This window comes from Polymorphospora sp. NPDC051019 (assembly GCF_040683055.1).
GTDB lineage: Bacteria > Actinomycetota > Actinomycetes > Mycobacteriales > Micromonosporaceae > Polymorphospora > Polymorphospora lycopeni.
In genome coordinates this window covers 49,150-63,089 of the sequence record NZ_JBFBCH010000026.1, presented here as the reverse complement: position 1 = coordinate 63,089, position 13,940 = coordinate 49,150, and the positions used below count along the sequence as shown (strand labels likewise).

Below are 13,940 nucleotides of genomic sequence, written 5' to 3'. Positions count from 1 at the left end.
CCGACGATGAAGCAACGTGCCGCCCTCGGGTCCGGCGTGGTCGTACTCGCGCTGCTGCTCGGCGCGGGCTGGATAGCCTCCCGCCCGACCAGCCACCCCACCTTCCGGACGGCGCCACCGGCGACCGGAATCCCGGCGCCCGACGGCACACCGTCCCGGCCGGCGACACCGTCGAGTGCACCGCCGACCGGTACGCCGGCCGCCACCCGGTCGGCGGCGGCCACGCCCGGACCGACCGCGACCACGAGCACGGCTCCGGCGCCACTGCCGGTACGGCGCACGACCGGACGTAAGGGAGTGGCGCTGACGTTCGACGACGGGCCGCACCCGGTCTGGACACCGAAGGTGCTCGACCGGCTGCGGGCGGCCCGGGTCAAGGCGACGTTCTGCGTCGTCGGCTCACAGGTACACCGCCACCCCGCTCTTGTCGCCCGGATCGTCCGCGAGGGGCACACCCTGTGCAACCACACCTGGCATCACGAACTCGACCTCGGCAACCGCCCACCGGCGGAGATCCGGGCCAACCTGGAGCGCACCAACCGGGAGATCCGGCGGGCGGTACCGGACGCCCGGATCCCCTTCTTCCGGCACCCGGGTGGCCGGTGGACCGAGGCGGCGATCTCGGTCGCCGAGGAGTTGGGGATGGCCTCCATCGACTGGGACGTCGACCCACGGGACTGGGAGAAGAAGACCAGAGCATCCGAGATCACCGAACGGGTGCTCAAGAAGGCCCGGCCCGGCTCCATCGTGCTGCTGCACGACGGGGGTGGCGACCGGGCGGCGACGCTGGACGCCTGTGCCGGGCTGATCGGCAAACTCCAGGACCGGTACGAGATCATCCTGCTCGACACTTGATCACGGTGTTTTCGCAGGTCAGCGACATGATCGCGAGATGAGCGGTATCGGTTTGGTTCTGGGGCGGGGCATCACGTATGCTTTCCAAGCCTCCGGCGCCGCCGGATGGGAGCTCTACCGCTGGAGTCGCGATGTGCGATGATGGCGGGGCCGCCCTCATCGTCTAGCGGCCCAGGACGCCGCCCTTTCAAGGCGGTAGCACGGGTTCGAATCCCGTTGGGGGCACATTCCGGCCTAGCCGGAGCAGCAAGGTCCTGTGGAGCAGTTGGAGTGCTCGCCGCCCTGTCAAGGCGGAGGTCGCGGGTTCAAGTCCCGTCAGGACCGCCAGCGCCGCTCGCCGCGCGTGTCTACGCGCGGCGTTCTGCGTTTCGGAGACTGGCACCCGCCGCGCGGTCACACCACGAAACGGGTACCATGAACCGAGCAACACGGCCAGATAGCTCAGTTGGTACGAGCGTCCGACTGAAAATCGGAAGGTCGGCGGTTCGACCCCGCCTCTGGCCACATAGCCTTTCGCCGGGCTACAGCAACGCCGACCAGCGGAAACGCCGGTCGGCGCTTTGCTTTGTCAGCACCGTAAACCTTCCGATTTTCAGCTGGACGGTCCGTTGCCCCTGCCGCTGCGATGGACATCGGAGGTGCCGGCGGGTGCGACAATCGGGACCCCGTCCTGACATCCGGTAGCGAGGCCGTCGCGATGACGTACCAGCAGTTCCCCGAGCAGCCGCAGTACTCCGCGCCCCCAGCCAACCTGCCCATCCCCCAACCGCCGCACTGGTCGCCGCCGAACTCCGCGCCGCCCACGTTGCCGTACGGCGTGATCCCGGTCGTCCCGATCGCCGCCAAGTCGGCCGGCGCCGCCGTCGCGCTCGAACTCGTGCTCGGCATCTTCGGCATCTTCGGGGTGGGCAACCTCTACGCCCGGCAGATCGGGCTGGGGATCGCGTTGATGGTGTCCTACTGGGTCTTCTTCTGGATCAACATCTTCCTCATCGGCATCGTGATCGGCCTCGTGACGCTGCCCCTGACCTGGGTCGTCTACATGGTCGTCGGCCCGCTGACGGCGGCCCGCGGGGTCACCCGGCACAACATGGGCATGCTCCGCTGACGGCTCTGCCGCAGCGCTGACGTCTCAACCGCGCCGCCGGCCCGCGAGCGGTGCCGGCCGGCCCCGGTCCAGCCGGGTGCCACCCAGGTCGGCGGCCCGGCCGGCGGCGGCGCCCTGACTCATGCCGCTGCCGGCAAGACGGCGCCGGCCGGCGGTCCGCAGCCTGGGATAGACCTCGGCGATCCGCCGGTCCACCCGGTCGGAGCGGTCGGCGAGCACGAGCGCCACCGACGGGCCGGAGTCGGTGACCGTCGACGCGGCCGCGGCGGCCTCGGCGTCGCGCAGCCGCTCGGCTACCACGGCGGCGAACCCCGCGAGCCACGACCGCCGGAACGCCGCCGGCTGCTCCCCGGCCGGTACGTCGGCGGCGGCCAGCCCGTGGGCGGCCTGCACCAGCAGCGAGGTGAAGAGCAGGTCGACGCGTTCGAGGTCGCTGCCGAAGCCGAAGAGGTGCATGGCAAACCCGCTGCCGACCCGGCGGCGTACGCACCGGCAGCGCAGCGCGGTGGCGACCGCGGCGAGCAGGCCGGCCTTGTCGAGGGCGTACGGGGCGAGCAGGTCGAGCACCCGGTCGCCGACCGGGTCGGTGGCGGGGTCACGGGCGGCGAGCAGGGCCCGGTCGACGCCGTACCGCGCAATCAACTCGGTGGCCTTGGCGGTGAACGCCTCCGCCTCGGCGGCCGTACAGGCCGGGTCTTCGGCCTTGGCCAGCAGTTTGCGCACCTTGGCGAGGATCGCGTCGGACATGCACAACAGCTACCACAGGCCCGGGCCGCCGGTCCGGGGTGAGCATCGTCGGCACCACGCCCGGCCGGTGCGTCCGGGCCGGGTCCGGGGCATGCGACGGGGCAGCGGACATGGACCGCGGTAACTACGATCGTCGCCACAGGAAGTCTGTCCATGACAGACGGTGACCCTCGACCCCGGAGACGTGGATGCCCAAGAAGGTCAAGCACCTGCTCGCCTGCGTGACGCTGTCAGTTCTCACCGCGGTCGGGCTCGGCAGCCCACCGGCGTACGCCGAGCCGATCCCCCGCACAGCCGGCGAGGCCTCGCTGCTGGCCACCTGCTACGGCGGCGCGGTCCGCTCGAAGTTCTCGATCGGCGCCTGGGGTGGCGAGGTGGGCACCTACCGGACCACCAACCGCTGTGTCGACGTCAACATCCGCAACTTCAGCACGTACGGCACCAACGCCTGCGTGATCTTCGTGAACACGACGAGCGGGTGCAACTACTGGACCTACATCCCGGCCAAGTCGGGCTGGTTCACGGTCGCGACCAACGTGCGTGACGGGGTGCCGTTCCGGGTGCGGCTCTCGAACAACTTCTACCAGTACACCCCGCTGGAGGTTCAGGTCGCGTTCTGATCCACCGCCGCGCGATCGCGGGTGGCCGCCGTCAGGCCACCCGCTTGCGCAGCGTGGCGACCGCCGAGCCGGCCAGGGTGAGCAGACAGTCCGGCAGTTGGCCGTCGGCCAGGGCGGCGCCGAAGAGCGCCTCGCCCGTCGAGACGTCGCCGTTGGCGTACGCGCTGAGGAAACGGGCGACCCAGCGGGCGTCGTACGCCGCCTCGTCGATGTCGGGGAACTCCAGCGTCCACCGGCCGAGCCGAAGGTCGTCGCCGACCATCGAGGCCGCCAGGCACCACGCGACGTCGTAGGCACCGACCACGCCGGCCCGGTCGACGACCGCGTCGAGCGTGCCGACGACGGCGTCGGTGTCGCCGTCCAGGGCAAGGTGCAGCACCTTGGCGGCGTCGTCGAGCGCCTCCTGGGGTACTTCCGTCACGCCGTCACCTCGCTTCATGTCCGACGCCGTGAGCGGCGATTTCGACCTGCCCCGCCCGCGCTGATGCCGCTCTCCGGCACCTCGGGCGATGACTTCGCCCGTGCTCAGTCACATGCGGAAGGGTATGACGCACCGTCAAGGCGGCACTCCCGGACGGTGAGCCTCAGGCCGAAACGTGGAGACAGGTCAGCCGGGCGGTGCAGACCCGGTTCCCCTTGTCGTCGCTGATGACCACCTCGTACGTCGAGACGGTGCGGCCACGGCGGAGCGGGACGGCGACGCCGGTGACCGTACCGGCGCTGACCGCCCGGTGGTGGGTGGCGTTGATGTCGACACCGACGACGGCGGGCCGGCCGATGGTGGCGCCGTGCAGTGCGGCTCCCACCGATCCGAGGGTCTCGGCGAGGACGCACGACGCCCCGCCGTGCAGCAGACCCATCGGCTGGGTGTTCCCCTCGACCGGCATCGAGCCGACGACCCGCTCCGGGGTCAGTTCGACCAGCGTGATGCCCATCCGCTCGGCGAGTGCGCCGGGCGCGGCGGCGAGTTCGGCCGCGAGTTGACTGTCGGCGTCCACGCCGGAAGGTTACCCGCAGGTAAAGCGCTGACCTGCGACCACGGTCACAGTTCCGGCCGCTGGCACGCTAGTGTGCCCACGGAGCTTCGCCGAGGGGAGGACGATCCGATGCCCGTGTCACGCGGCAGGCGCAGTGGCGCCCTGGCCGTCTGCGCCGCGTTCCTGTTGGGCGCCACCGGCTGTGGTACGGCCGAGCCCGAGGAAACGACGGAATCCCTGGTCAGGCTATACGGCTCCGACGGCAATATGATCAATTCGTTCGCCACGGAATTCGAGGGACAGCCGGGAATCCTGGCCGGCATGAAGGGGACCAAGCCCCTCACGCCGCTGTCCGCCGACTTCATCGAACGACTCGCATCCGTCGACCCCGACCTCGACGACTACATCTACTCCGGTGAGACGTACGACGCGGTCGTGATCAGTGCGCTCGCCACCCAGCTCGCCGGCACGACCGCCCCGGCCGAGATCGCCAAGCAGATCAACGGGGTCACCACCGGCGGCGAGATCTGCGACACCGTCGCCGAGTGCCTGAAGCTCGCCCGGGCCGGCACCGACATCCAGTACAGGGGCGTATCGCTGAAGCGGGGCGGATTCACCGACGCCGGGGAGCCGTCGACCGCGAGCTACGCCACCGTGCACTTCGGTTCGGACAACGAACTCGACGACGGCAAGACGGAGTTCATCGGTGCCGGCGACGAAACCACCACCAGCACTGTCGCGCCGCCGCCGCCGAAGCGGGAAAGCTCCGGCGGGAACCAGCGGGCCGGCGCTCCGCTGAAGATCGGCGGCCTGCTGCCGCGCACCGGTGACCTGGCCCTCGCCTATCCGCCACTGGCCGCCGGCGCGGCCCTGGCGATCCGTGAGATCAACGCCGCCGACGGGGTGCTCGGCACGGACGTGGAGTGGCTCGACGGCGACGACGGCACCAACGTCGACAAGGCCCGGCAGACCGTTCGGGGGCATGTCGCCAAGGGTGCCCATGTCATCATCGGCGCCGGTGCCTCCGGAATCTCACGGGCCGTACTGCCCGACGTCGTCGCCGCCGGCCTGATTCTCTTCTCGCCGTGCAACACCGACGCCGGCCTGAGCACCGTGGACGACAAGGGCCTCTACTTCCGTACCGCGCCTTCGGACATCCTCCAGGGGCGGGCGCTGGCCGACGTCATCCTGCGGGACGGCCCGAACCGGATCGTGATCGTGGCCCGCAAGGACTCGTACGGCCAGGGGTTGCAGGAGAACGTCCGGGCCGAACTGGAGCGGACCGGAGTGGCGCCGGACCGGATCCGGCTGCTGACCTACGATCCGCCCGCGGGTGCCGACGGACCACCGGTGGATTTCTCCGCCGGGGCACAGGAGATCAAGGAATTCGCGCCGGAGGCCGCCCTGGTCATCGGGTTCGCGGAGTCAGCCGAAGTCATCAAGGCGCTTGCCGCAGCGGACGTACCGCTGCGGCACTGACGGCCACCCGGTAGTGGCACGTTTCCGTGATTCCTCGGCTGGTCCGGGCACCGTACGGTTTCATCAACACCGCGAGAGATGATGATCGAAAGGGCAAGACAATGAGCGAGTACAGCGACCCGGGCCTCGACCTCGAAGAGCCGACCACCGACACCGAGGGCTTCGGCTCGGAGACCGACGCGGGGCAGGAGCCGCTGTCCTACGAGCCCAACTCCATCGTGATCCAGAACGTCGACGGTTCGACCGAGACCATCACCGACACCGACGGCGACGGCGTCGCCGACATGGTGACCCAGGACTTCGACGGCGACGGGAACGCCGACGCGGTCCTGGTCGACACCGACGGTGACGGCCACCTGGACACGATCCTGCGTGACTACGACGACAACGGCACGGTCGACGCGGTCGGTATCGACAGCAACGCCGACGGCATGATCGACATCGTCGGCACCGACACCAACGCCGACGGCTACGTCGACCACGTGGTCGCCGACACCAACTTCAACGGCACGCCGGACATGGTCGTGCAGGACACCAACTTCGACGGCCGGGTCGACGTGGTCGCCACCGACACCAACGAGAACGGTGTGACCGACCAGGTCATCCGCGACACCAACTTCGACGGTGTCGCCGACCAGGTCAACTACATCGACCCGACCACCAACCCGTACGCGGCCAGCTGACCGGCGTAACGACGCGGTGGAAAGCCGGTGGGCCAGCTTTGGCTCACCGGCTTTTCCGTTCCAGGAAGTCGGTCATCCGGCGGCGCTTGTCCTCGTCTTCGAAGAGCACCGCCTGACCGACCAGGTCGACGTGCGGGTGGGCGGCCGGCGGCGCGTCGACGGCGAGCTTGGTCAGCCGCAACGCCAGCGGCGAGCCTTTCACGATCTCGTCGAGCAGGCCGTGGGCCGCGGCAAGCAGCTCGCCGGGCTCGTCGACGACGAGGTTGACCAGCCCGATCCGGGCCGCCTCCTCGGCACCCACCCGCCGGCCGGTGAAGAGCATCTCCTTGGCCCGGGCCTCACCGACCAGGGCCGGCAGCCGGTGGGTCGCCCCGGCGCCGGCCATGATTCCCAGCCGTACCTCGGGCTGGCCGAAGAACGCCCGGGCCGTGCAGACCCGCAGGTCACAGGCGTACGCCAGCTCGGCGCCGCCGCCCAGCGCCGGCCCGTCGACGGCGGCGACGGTCGGCAGGGGCAGTGCCCGGATGCGGGCGAAGACACCGGCGTTGATCGCCGCGAGCGCGTCCAGCCGGCCCCGTTCGCGCAGTTGCGCGATGTCGGCCCCACCGGCGAAGACGCCGTCGGCGCCGCCGGTGAGCAGCAGCGGTTTCGGCTCCCGTTCCAGCCGGGCGCAGACGCCGTGCAGCGCGTCGACCATGTCGGCGTCGATAGCGTTGCGCTTCTCCGGCCGGTCCAGGGTGACCACGACCCGGTCGGCGCGTTCCTCGACGGCGATGCTCATGCCCGCCTCCTGTTCTCCCAGTCGTAGAAGCCCTGTCCGGTCTTCTTGCCCAGCCGGCCGGCGGCGACCATCTCGACGAGCAGCGGGGGCGGGGCGAACCGGTCGCCGTACGCCCGCTGGAGGGTGCGTGCGATGTCCAGCCGTACGTCGAGCCCGACGAGGTCGGTGAGTTCGAGGGGGCCGACCGGGTGCCGGTAGCCGAGCACCATCGCCTTGTCGATGTCGGCCGGGCTGGCGACCCCGTCGGCGACCATCCGGATCGCCTCCAGCCCGAGGGCGACGCCGAGCCGGGAGGTGGCGAAGCCGGGCAGGTCGCGTACGACGACGGGGTCCTTGCCGAGCCGGCCGGCGAGCGCGACGGCAGCCGCGGTGGTCCCGTCGGCGGTGGCCGGGCCGACCACGATCTCCAGCAGTGTCATCGCCCAGACCGGGTTGAAGAAGTGCAGCCCGGCGAAGCGTTCGGGCCGGGCCAGCCCCTCGGCGAGGCTGCCGATGGAGATGCTGGACGTGTTGCTGGCGAGCAGCGCGGGCTGCCGGGCCTCGGCGGCGGCGAGCACCGACCGCTTGAGGTCGAGGCGTTCGGGCACGGCCTCGACGACCACGTCGGGCCCGTCGGCCACCTCGGCGAGGTCGCCGCGCGGCACCACCCGGGTACGGCCGGCGTCCGCCTGCGCCGCCGTGAGCTTGCCGCGCTCGACCGCCCGCTGCCACAGCCCGCCCAGCTTCGCCATGGCCGCATCGGCCCGGTCCCGGTCGACCTCGACGAGTTCGACGTGGAAGCCGGCGCCGGCGGCGACGTAGGCGATGCCGAGCCCCATGGTGCCGGCGCCGACGACGACAAAACGATCGTTCATGCCAGCGACCCTATGCAGCCCGGGTCGCGTACGCCAGGACGGGGCCCTAGCGTGAATGGGTATCCGTACCGAGAAAGATCGTCTGATGGAGGTCCGTTGATGAGCGAACCGCAGGAAACCGTCGAGACGCGCGGCGACGAGCGCATCGAACTGTTGGCGGCGGACACCAACAACGACGGCAAGGCCGACGTCTGGGTGGTGGACACCGACGGTGACGGCAAGGCGGACCTCTTCCAGTTCGACACCGACGGTGACGGCAAGGTCGACATCACCATGGTCGACATCGACGAGGACGGCACGCCCGAGGAGGTGGTCGACGGCGACGGCGGTCATCCCCCGGTGACGGTCTGACGACCGCGACAGGCGTCGCCCGCCGGGCCGGGCACCAGGCGGGGCCGGGCAGGCGGCACCGGCGGGGCCGGGTCGGCGTCAGGGGGCGGGCAGGCGTCAGGCGGCGCCGAGCCAGCTGAGGGCCGCCCATGCCACGGCCAGGACGAGCACCGCCAGCCCGACCGCCGCACCGATCCGCCGGCCGGGTCCCTGGGCCGGTCCGGGTGCCACCGCCTCCGGGTGGCCCAACTCCCGGAGCTGATCACGCTGGGTCAGCACCTCTGCGCGCCACCGGTCGACGGCGGCCGGCAGCCCGGCCGGGTCCGGCGCCGCTACGTCGGGCGTCCGGGCCACGGCCGCGCCGGCCCGGCTGAGTTCGACCGCCAGCCGGGCCTGGGCGTGCTGTAGCCGCCGTACGGCCGTGCGGGCCGGATGGCCCGCCCGCTGCTGCGCGTGCCGTCGGGCGTCGGCGCGCAGGTGTCCCAGCGCCAGCGCGCGCAGCTCGCCGGGCGTGGCGATCCGTGGATCGTCGAGCGCGGCGAGCTGCGCCGTGTAGTAGTCGGCCTCGCGGTGCCGGGCCACCCGGACCAGCAGCAGGATCAGGACCAGCGACGGCACGCCCTTGGCGAGCAGCACCAGCAGAAGCCCGAAGCCGCCGGTGCCCGGCCCGTCGGCGAGCAGCGGCGAGTTCCACAGGAAGTGGCAGGCCCACGCGCCGGCCAGGGCCAGCCCGGCCATCGCGCAGCGGGCCGGGCGGGAGCGGTCCCGCCGGACGACGGCGTAGCCGATGCCGGCGCCGGCCAGGGCACCGAACAGTGTGTGGCTCCACAGTCCGGCGAGGAAGCCGCGGACGAAGAAGGTGGCCACCACCGGGGTCACCTCGTCGCCGCGGCCGGCGATGACGACCGCGTTCACGGCGTAGATGACGTCTTCGACGACCTGGAAACCGAGCCCGACCAGGGCGCCGTAGACGACCCCGTCGAGAACGCTGTTGACCTGGGTACGAGCCACGAGCACGATCGCGACGACGCCGAGGGTCTTGACCAGTTCCTCGACGGTCGGGCCGGCCACCGCCGCTCCCCAGGCGGCGGTGAACTCGGTGGAGTGCAGCTTGGCCAGCAGGTTGTGCAGGGCGGCGCTGCCGGGGATGGCCGCGCTGGTCGCCACCAGGCCGCCCCACGCGAACGCCGCGACGAGCAGCACCGGCGGTTCGCGTTCGAAGTAGTCCAGGGCTCGTACGCAGATCCAGAACGGTACGGCGTAGAGGGCGAACAGCCCGACGGCGACCGAGGTCGCGACGGGATGTTCGGTGAACGCCGCCCACAGCAGGGTGCCGATCCGGACCAGGCCGGCCAGCAGCAGGACGACCAACAGCCAGAAGGCGGGCAGCGGTAAGGCCTGCCGGAGGTCGAAACCGGACGGTGCGGGGTGGACGGACTGGACGGCGCGGGGCGGTGGCGGTCCGAGGGTCACGCGGCCTCCACGACGGTGATCGACCGGGTGCTGGCCTCGACGGCGGCGGCCAGGCCGCCGAACTCGGGATGGCTGCCGGCGACCGTCACCTCGATGGAGAGTCCGCCGGTGAGGAAGACGGCGTAGCGACCGCCTCGGCCGGGCGCCATGTAGCCGCCCTGGATGCCGTGCAGCCCGCCGACGGTGGAGACACCGAGCTGGGTGCCGGTGATCTGGTAGCCGCGTACTTCGGTGATCTTCCGTTCGAGCCGGGCGGCCGCCGCGGCGAGATCGCCGTCGAAGGGGGTGACGACGATCGCGTAGCGGACCGGGCCGATGAGGAACAGGACGGTGCCGCGTTCCCCGGAGGGCCGGGTCTGCGTGACGTCGACCATGGCACCGGGCGGCGGTACGACGGTGACACCGGCGCCGACCGGATAGGGCACCCCGGCGGCGACCGGACGCACGGCGGGAATGGCGCGGTCGATCGCGGGCAGCCCCACGGTGACGATGCCGAGCGCGCCCAGGATTCCCAGGCTGCCGGCGAGGTTACGCAGTAGCCGCCGCGCCACCTTCATACATTGACGCTAGCGCCTGTCAGCCGCGATCCGGAGGAAAGTGTCCGCCAGGATACGAAGGAAAAGTATCGGCCGGGACACGGACAGCGGCGGCCGGTCCGGATTCAGTTGATCATGATCGGCCGTGCCACCATGTGGACATGACGACGTCTCCCGGCTCCGGCCTGCCGCCGAGCCGTCGCGAGCGGCGTAAACAGGAGACCCGTACGGCGCTGGAGGAGGCGGCCCTCGCCCTGTTCGCGGCGAAGGGCTACGAGCAGACCACGGTCGAGGAGATCGCCGAGGCGGCCGGGGTCGCCGTACGCACCTTCTTCCGTTACTTCTCGTCCAAGCAGCACGTGCTCTTCGGCGACGTCGCCCACCAGCGGCTGGCCCGGCTGCGTACCGAACTCGCCGCGACCGCGGTCGACCAGCCGCCGCTGGAGGCCGTCGCGGTGGTGCTCGACGCCCTCGACCTGGACGCCGCCGAGCAGCGCCAGATCACCCGGCGGATCCGGCTGATGGACGAGCAGCCGTCGCTGATCGGCATGTACCTCACCCTGATGAACGACCTGCGGCAGGTGGTCGTCGACTTCGTCGCCGAACGCACCGGCCTGCCACCGCACCATCCGTACCCGCTGCTGGTGGCGGGGGCGGCCGTCACCTCGTGGGACGTCGCGCTGTGCGCCGGGCTCGCCGAGCCGGAGCCGACCGACGCCGGACCGGTCGGACCGGCGTCCAGAATCCGCCGGGCCGCGTTCGCGGCCCTGACCGCCGGCATCCCGGCCACCCCACCGCCACGCTGACCGCCTGTCGGCCCTGTCAGCACCTGCCGGCCGGCCGCCGGTTCAGTTCCCCAACCGCAGCGTGGCCAGGTAGTACGGGGCGTCGGTGGTGTCGACGTCGACCAGCCGCCACGCGGTGCCGTGCACGATCCCGGCCAACTCGTCGGGGGTGCAGACCAGGTAGTCGAACCAGGGCGTGCTCAGTTCCCGGTAGCGCACCCGCAGCCGCAACTGCCCGCCCAGCCGGCCCCGGGCCCGGTTGGCCTCGTGGTAGGAGGTGTGCACCGGGTCGCTGGTGCCGTACGGATTCGTGCCGTGGGCGATCACCTGCGCGCCGGGCCGGGCCATCGCCGCCAGCGCGGCGAGGAACCCCGGTGCCCGTTCGCGCCCCTCCAGCAGGCCCAGGTTGTTGCCGAGCAGCAGGAACGTGTCGTAGCGGCGGCCGTCCGAGGCGTGCCGGTCGACGGTGCCGTGCACCAGGCTGCGTACGCCCCGCTTCCGGCACACCGCCAGCGCCCCCGCGGAGACGTCCAGGCCGGTGACCGCGACGCCGCGGTCCTGTAACCGCAGGGCGATCCGGCCGGCGCCGACCCCGATGTCGAGCGTCTCGCCGTGGACCCGGTCGACCGCCCGGTGGTCGTACGGCTGCCACTCGTCCGGTCCGGCCAGGTAGTGGGCGGCCGGCGCGCCGCTGATCAGGCCGTCGTCGCGCTCGATGATCTCGATGACGGGGCGGGGCAGCCGCCCGCCGACCAGCGGGCGCGGCCCGATGCCGGTGGCCACCGCCAGCGCGTCCCGGACGACTTCGCCGAACGCGTCGCCGATCGTCGGCTCACCCTTCACCAGCTTGACACTACCGACGGTACGGGCGATCGATGGGACGTACCCTTGCTGTCGTGACCGACCTCGAAAGCCTCGGCGACGAGAAGTACGTCCTGCTGACCACGTTCCGCAAGGACGGCCGGGCGGTGGCGACTCCGGTGTGGGCGGTGCGGGACGGCGACAGCCTCGCCGTCTGGACGGTCGCCGACTCGGGCAAGGTGAAGCGGATCCGGCGCAGCGGCGAGGCCACCGTCGCGGCCTGCGACGTCCGGGGGAAGCCACACGGCCCGCAGGTGCCCGCGCGGGCGAGTCTGATCGACCCGGCCAGCACCGAGCGGGTGCGTGGACTGCTGAAGAAGAAGTACGGGGTCTTCGGCCGGCTGGTCATGCTCGGCAGCCGGATCCGCCGGGGCGCGCACGGCACGGTCGGCATCCGGATCGTGCTGGTCCCCTGAGAGCTGGCGACGTGGGGCCGGTCGGTGATCCGACACGGAGAAGGGACGGCACCCGCATCTTCCCCGTGCGGGTTCCGTCCCTTACCGACGATCGATCGACCGAGTTTTTCAGTCGCCCTGGCGTTGCTGGGGGATCTGGCCTTGCAGCAGGGCGCGAACCTCCGACTCGCGGTAGCGACGGTGGCCGCCCAACGTGCGGATTGCGCTGAGCTTGCCCGCCTTCGCCCACCGGGTCACGGTCTTCGGGTCGACACGGAACATCGACGCGACCTCGGCCGGTGTGAGTAGCGGCTCTGGTTCATGCGTACGCGACGCCATCGGTCACTCCTCCACAGGTACCTAAGAACATCGGCCGGGGTCCCGCCGGCCGACGCGTATCCCATGGTCCGGCTAGTCCCCGATGTCCGACATGGGCCGAACGGCCGAAGGTCCCTGGATAGACGGACGAACAATGACCGATTTATCCAAATTTTATATACCAGAAACCGCCTTATTGGGACAGTTGCTCACCGTTGGTAGCGTACCCACTACGAGCGATCCTCGCTTTGGGAGCGCTCTCAGCGCGGACGATTGGGGCATTTTCGGACTAGTTGCGGCGCTCCCTGAGCTGGACGTCCCGCCACCGCGCGACCAGGGTCTCGTAAGCCTTCGTGGCCGCCTCGCTGTTGCCCCGGGACAGCCCGGCGAGCCCGGCCGCCACCAGTTGGGGCGAGTCGTCACCCTCCAGCGCCTCATCGTCGAGCAGGTCGACGAGGCCGCCGTAGTCGAGTTCGACGACCGAACGCGGGTGGAACTCCTCCAGCCACCGGGCCCCCTCCTCCACCGCCTGGGTGATCGGCGCGTCGCCCACCGACTTGCGCAACACCGACAGGCCCCGGGACGCCCGCCGCCGAGCCTTCGAGATCTCGGTGCGGTAGCGCAGCGCCCGGCCGCCCGCCCGCAACGTCAACTCCCGCTCCTCGGCGTCGACGAAGACGAACCACCGCAGCGGCACGCCCCAGGTGGAGATCTGCTCGTGCACCCGGGGCACCCCGTGCTCCAGCACCCGGGCACCGCTGCGCCAGTCGTCGATCACCGCCTTGGCCTGGCCGGCCAGGATCGGCGGGACGAACGCGTCGGCCAGCACCGACGGGACGCCGTCCCGGGCACTGAGCGCCGCCTCGGCCACCCGTACCCGCAGGTTCCACGGGCAGACCAGGAGGGTGTCGTCGGTCTCCAGCACGTAAGCCTCTTCGGGCAGGTCGGGCAGCCTGCTCCAGCCGGCACCGAGCGCCTCGATCACCGCCGTACGCTGTCGCACCGGGCCGTCCAGCGGCGCCACCGCCCGCCCCTGTCTGACGTACCGGCGCCAGAAGACCTGGCGCTCCCGATCGAAGGCGGTCAGCGGCTCGTAGACCCGGAGATACGAAGCGAAGAGCGACGGCACGGCGCGATC

The 13,940-nt window shown here is 71.2% G+C and carries 18 protein-coding genes and 3 tRNA genes; 11 read left to right on the top strand and 10 right to left on the bottom strand.

The features are described 5' to 3' along the window. Nucleotides 1-6: 6 nt before the first annotated feature. The 5 genes from AB0M79_RS31615 to AB0M79_RS31595 all read left to right on the top strand — a co-directional run bounded on the left by AB0M79_RS31615 (nucleotide 7) and on the right by AB0M79_RS31595 (nucleotide 1,963). Entirely contained in the window at nucleotides 7-855 is an 849-nt protein-coding gene (locus AB0M79_RS31615; RefSeq protein WP_364220901.1) for a polysaccharide deacetylase family protein, read from the top strand. 152 nt (nucleotides 856-1,007) lie between these two features. Continuing rightward, nucleotides 1,008-1,080 (top strand) — tRNA-Glu (locus tag AB0M79_RS31610). Nucleotides 1,081-1,105: 25 nt separating this feature from the next. After that, a tRNA-Asp gene (locus AB0M79_RS31605) sits at nucleotides 1,106-1,182 on the top strand. A 103-nt stretch (nucleotides 1,183-1,285) separates the two neighbouring features. Next, nucleotides 1,286-1,359 (top strand) — tRNA-Phe (locus tag AB0M79_RS31600). A 193-nt stretch (nucleotides 1,360-1,552) separates the two neighbouring features. Further along, nucleotides 1,553-1,963, top strand: a complete 411-nt coding sequence (locus AB0M79_RS31595; RefSeq protein WP_364220898.1) for a hypothetical protein — start codon at nucleotides 1,553-1,555, stop codon at nucleotides 1,961-1,963. Nucleotides 1,964-1,987: 24 nt separating this feature from the next. On the opposite strand, the gene AB0M79_RS31590 is transcribed toward AB0M79_RS31595, so the two are convergent. After that, nucleotides 1,988-2,710, bottom strand: a complete 723-nt coding sequence (locus tag AB0M79_RS31590; RefSeq protein WP_364220895.1) for a DUF2786 domain-containing protein — start codon at nucleotides 2,708-2,710, stop codon at nucleotides 1,988-1,990. Between the two features lie 188 nt (nucleotides 2,711-2,898). On the opposite strand from AB0M79_RS31590, the gene AB0M79_RS31585 reads away from it, so the two are divergent. Next, the gene (locus AB0M79_RS31585) at nucleotides 2,899-3,330 is read left to right on the top strand and encodes a hypothetical protein (RefSeq protein ID WP_364220892.1); all 432 of its coding nucleotides are present in this window, start codon (nucleotides 2,899-2,901) and stop codon (nucleotides 3,328-3,330) included. A 31-nt stretch (nucleotides 3,331-3,361) separates the two neighbouring features. Here AB0M79_RS31585 and AB0M79_RS31580 read toward each other — a convergent pair whose 3' ends face one another. Beyond that, the gene (locus tag AB0M79_RS31580; RefSeq protein ID WP_357542287.1) at nucleotides 3,362-3,751 is read right to left on the bottom strand and encodes a hypothetical protein; all 390 of its coding nucleotides are present in this window, start codon (nucleotides 3,749-3,751) and stop codon (nucleotides 3,362-3,364) included. Between the two features lie 163 nt (nucleotides 3,752-3,914). Then, nucleotides 3,915-4,328, bottom strand: coding sequence for a hotdog fold thioesterase (locus tag AB0M79_RS31575; protein WP_364220889.1), 414 nt, complete (start codon nucleotides 4,326-4,328; stop codon nucleotides 3,915-3,917). A 108-nt stretch (nucleotides 4,329-4,436) separates the two neighbouring features. Between AB0M79_RS31575 and AB0M79_RS31570 the strand changes: the two genes are divergently transcribed. Both AB0M79_RS31570 and AB0M79_RS31565 read left to right on the top strand, forming a co-directional pair. After that, on the top strand, nucleotides 4,437-5,786 hold the full coding sequence (locus tag AB0M79_RS31570; RefSeq protein ID WP_364220886.1) for an ABC transporter substrate-binding protein: 1,350 nt from the start codon (nucleotides 4,437-4,439) through the stop codon (nucleotides 5,784-5,786). Nucleotides 5,787-5,887: 101 nt separating this feature from the next. Next, nucleotides 5,888-6,469, top strand: a complete 582-nt coding sequence (locus tag AB0M79_RS31565; protein WP_364220883.1) for a hypothetical protein — start codon at nucleotides 5,888-5,890, stop codon at nucleotides 6,467-6,469. Nucleotides 6,470-6,512: 43 nt separating this feature from the next. Here AB0M79_RS31565 and AB0M79_RS31560 read toward each other — a convergent pair whose 3' ends face one another. After that, entirely contained in the window at nucleotides 6,513-7,250 is a 738-nt protein-coding gene (locus AB0M79_RS31560) for an enoyl-CoA hydratase/isomerase family protein (protein ID WP_364220880.1), read from the bottom strand. Then, nucleotides 7,247-8,104, bottom strand: a complete 858-nt coding sequence (locus AB0M79_RS31555; protein ID WP_364220877.1) for a 3-hydroxyacyl-CoA dehydrogenase family protein — start codon at nucleotides 8,102-8,104, stop codon at nucleotides 7,247-7,249. The genes AB0M79_RS31560 and AB0M79_RS31555 overlap by 4 nt, the downstream gene beginning before the upstream one ends. Before the next feature lie 99 nt (nucleotides 8,105-8,203). On the opposite strand from AB0M79_RS31555, the gene AB0M79_RS31550 reads away from it, so the two are divergent. Further along, complete coding sequence (locus AB0M79_RS31550) at nucleotides 8,204-8,455, top strand: hypothetical protein (protein ID WP_357542275.1); 252 nt, start codon at nucleotides 8,204-8,206, stop codon at nucleotides 8,453-8,455. Nucleotides 8,456-8,551: 96 nt separating this feature from the next. Here AB0M79_RS31550 and AB0M79_RS31545 read toward each other — a convergent pair whose 3' ends face one another. Then, entirely contained in the window at nucleotides 8,552-9,907 is a 1,356-nt protein-coding gene (locus AB0M79_RS31545; RefSeq protein ID WP_364220874.1) for a PrsW family intramembrane metalloprotease, read from the bottom strand. Further along, a complete protein-coding gene (locus AB0M79_RS31540; RefSeq protein WP_364220871.1) occupies nucleotides 9,904-10,464 on the bottom strand; it encodes a hypothetical protein in 561 nt (186 codons plus the stop codon). The genes AB0M79_RS31545 and AB0M79_RS31540 overlap by 4 nt, the downstream gene beginning before the upstream one ends. A gap of 140 nt (nucleotides 10,465-10,604) precedes the next feature. On the opposite strand from AB0M79_RS31540, the gene AB0M79_RS31535 reads away from it, so the two are divergent. Beyond that, nucleotides 10,605-11,249 carry a TetR family transcriptional regulator gene (locus AB0M79_RS31535; protein WP_364220868.1) on the top strand — a complete coding sequence of 215 codons (645 nt, stop codon included), beginning with the start codon at nucleotides 10,605-10,607 and terminating at the stop codon, nucleotides 11,247-11,249. A 42-nt stretch (nucleotides 11,250-11,291) separates the two neighbouring features. Here AB0M79_RS31535 and AB0M79_RS31530 read toward each other — a convergent pair whose 3' ends face one another. Then, the gene (locus AB0M79_RS31530) at nucleotides 11,292-12,071 is read right to left on the bottom strand and encodes a class I SAM-dependent methyltransferase (protein WP_364220866.1); all 780 of its coding nucleotides are present in this window, start codon (nucleotides 12,069-12,071) and stop codon (nucleotides 11,292-11,294) included. A 53-nt stretch (nucleotides 12,072-12,124) separates the two neighbouring features. Here AB0M79_RS31530 and AB0M79_RS31525 point away from each other — a divergent pair, with 53 nt between their 5' ends. Further along, on the top strand, nucleotides 12,125-12,505 hold the full coding sequence (locus AB0M79_RS31525) for a PPOX class F420-dependent oxidoreductase (protein ID WP_364220863.1): 381 nt from the start codon (nucleotides 12,125-12,127) through the stop codon (nucleotides 12,503-12,505). A 108-nt stretch (nucleotides 12,506-12,613) separates the two neighbouring features. On the opposite strand, the gene AB0M79_RS31520 is transcribed toward AB0M79_RS31525, so the two are convergent. Next, nucleotides 12,614-12,823 carry a BldC family transcriptional regulator gene (locus AB0M79_RS31520; RefSeq protein ID WP_007073996.1) on the bottom strand — a complete coding sequence of 70 codons (210 nt, stop codon included), beginning with the start codon at nucleotides 12,821-12,823 and terminating at the stop codon, nucleotides 12,614-12,616. 268 nt (nucleotides 12,824-13,091) lie between these two features. Continuing rightward, nucleotides 13,092-13,931, bottom strand: coding sequence for a hypothetical protein (locus AB0M79_RS31515; RefSeq protein WP_364220859.1), 840 nt, complete (start codon nucleotides 13,929-13,931; stop codon nucleotides 13,092-13,094). Between the last annotated feature and the right edge of the window lie 9 nt (nucleotides 13,932-13,940).

What these genes read in the sequence shown, in the direction of transcription:
- AB0M79_RS31565 (WP_364220883.1), top strand. Translation starts at nt 5,888, where the DNA reads ATGAGCGAGTACAGCGACCCGGGCCTCGACCTCGAAGAGCCGACCACC.
- AB0M79_RS31615 (WP_364220901.1), top strand. Translation starts at nt 7, where the DNA reads ATGAAGCAACGTGCCGCCCTCGGGTCCGGCGTGGTCGTACTCGCGCTG.
- AB0M79_RS31590 (WP_364220895.1), bottom strand. Translation starts at nt 2,710, where the DNA reads ATGTCCGACGCGATCCTCGCCAAGGTGCGCAAACTGCTGGCCAAGGCC.
- AB0M79_RS31560 (WP_364220880.1), bottom strand. Translation starts at nt 7,250, where the DNA reads ATGAGCATCGCCGTCGAGGAACGCGCCGACCGGGTCGTGGTCACCCTG.
- AB0M79_RS31550 (WP_357542275.1), top strand. Translation starts at nt 8,204, where the DNA reads ATGAGCGAACCGCAGGAAACCGTCGAGACGCGCGGCGACGAGCGCATC.
- AB0M79_RS31585 (WP_364220892.1), top strand. Translation starts at nt 2,899, where the DNA reads ATGCCCAAGAAGGTCAAGCACCTGCTCGCCTGCGTGACGCTGTCAGTT.
- AB0M79_RS31595 (WP_364220898.1), top strand. Translation starts at nt 1,553, where the DNA reads ATGACGTACCAGCAGTTCCCCGAGCAGCCGCAGTACTCCGCGCCCCCA.
- AB0M79_RS31570 (WP_364220886.1), top strand. Translation starts at nt 4,437, where the DNA reads ATGCCCGTGTCACGCGGCAGGCGCAGTGGCGCCCTGGCCGTCTGCGCC.
- AB0M79_RS31535 (WP_364220868.1), top strand. Translation starts at nt 10,605, where the DNA reads ATGACGACGTCTCCCGGCTCCGGCCTGCCGCCGAGCCGTCGCGAGCGG.
- AB0M79_RS31540 (WP_364220871.1), bottom strand. Translation starts at nt 10,464, where the DNA reads ATGAAGGTGGCGCGGCGGCTACTGCGTAACCTCGCCGGCAGCCTGGGA.
- AB0M79_RS31555 (WP_364220877.1), bottom strand. Translation starts at nt 8,104, where the DNA reads ATGAACGATCGTTTTGTCGTCGTCGGCGCCGGCACCATGGGGCTCGGC.
- AB0M79_RS31520 (WP_007073996.1), bottom strand. Translation starts at nt 12,823, where the DNA reads ATGGCGTCGCGTACGCATGAACCAGAGCCGCTACTCACACCGGCCGAG.